Below are 298 nucleotides of genomic sequence, written 5' to 3'. Positions count from 1 at the left end.
GGCTGCTTGTTGTTGAAATCATCGTTTAACTTCCCAGAGCACGTCAGGCTGAGTGATGTATCGAATGTTTTGTATGCTGAGCGTACGGCAGGTATCGCCTTACTGTTTTCGGCTCTCGTGGATAGCATTATGTCGTATGATATTTTGCTGCTTAACGCACAACACACCGACTTAATTCTGTCTATTGGTTACCTAGTTCTTATTCCCGCAATTGTTGGGGCTGTAGTCGTTGTGAGTACTAGCACGGCACCAATTCAGGAACAAAACCAACAGCAGAGTGAACTGACAACGTCAAACC

At 45.3% G+C, this 298-nt stretch carries 1 pseudogene; it reads left to right on the top strand.

Annotated features, from left to right (window positions below):
- Nucleotides 1-298 (top strand): annotated as a pseudogene (locus AB4512_RS23760) (AraC family transcriptional regulator); the annotation flags it as partial.

The sequence above is a fragment of the Vibrio sp. 10N.222.52.B7 genome (assembly GCF_041474275.1).
In the GTDB taxonomy this organism is placed as follows: Bacteria; Pseudomonadota; Gammaproteobacteria; order Enterobacterales; family Vibrionaceae; genus Vibrio; species Vibrio crassostreae_C.
Note: the sequence above shows the minus strand (reverse complement) of the source record. Positions and strands in the feature narration are given on the sequence as shown.